We start from the raw sequence: 324 nt of genomic DNA, 5'->3' as shown, positions 1-324 counted from the left end.
ACACGTAGTATTCAATTTATTAAAATATTGAATTCTCAGTAATATGACATATGGGGGTATAGCTCAGTTGGGAGAGCATCTGCCTTGCACGCAGAGGGTCAAGAGTTCGAATCTCTTTATCTCCACCATTTGTGGGCTTATAGCTCAGCTGGTTAGAGCGCACGCCTGATAAGCGTGAGGTCGATGGTTCGAGTCCATTTAAGCCCACCATTTTGGAACAGTTGTTCCAAAATTATATGTGTACTTTGAAAATTGCATAGTGAAATAAAGTAAAGTAGAAATAAACAATGAACAAAACCTTTGTAAATTTTAATCTTTAATTGG

At 37.3% G+C, this 324-nt stretch carries 2 tRNA genes; both read left to right on the top strand.

What is annotated here, in order from left to right:
* Nucleotides 1-52 precede the first annotated feature (52 nt).
* Nucleotides 53-128 (top strand) — tRNA-Ala (locus tag RH99_RS18130).
* A gap of 5 nt (nucleotides 129-133) precedes the next feature.
* Nucleotides 134-210 (top strand) — tRNA-Ile (locus RH99_RS18125).
* The last annotated feature ends 114 nt before the right edge of the window (nucleotides 211-324 follow it).

The sequence above is a fragment of the Clostridium arbusti SL206 genome (assembly GCF_000246895.1).
GTDB classification, from domain to species: domain Bacteria; phylum Bacillota; class Clostridia; order Clostridiales; family Clostridiaceae; genus Clostridium_I; species Clostridium_I arbusti.
The sequence above is the reverse complement of the archived record's forward strand: the minus strand, read 5'-3'. Positions and strand labels throughout refer to the sequence as shown.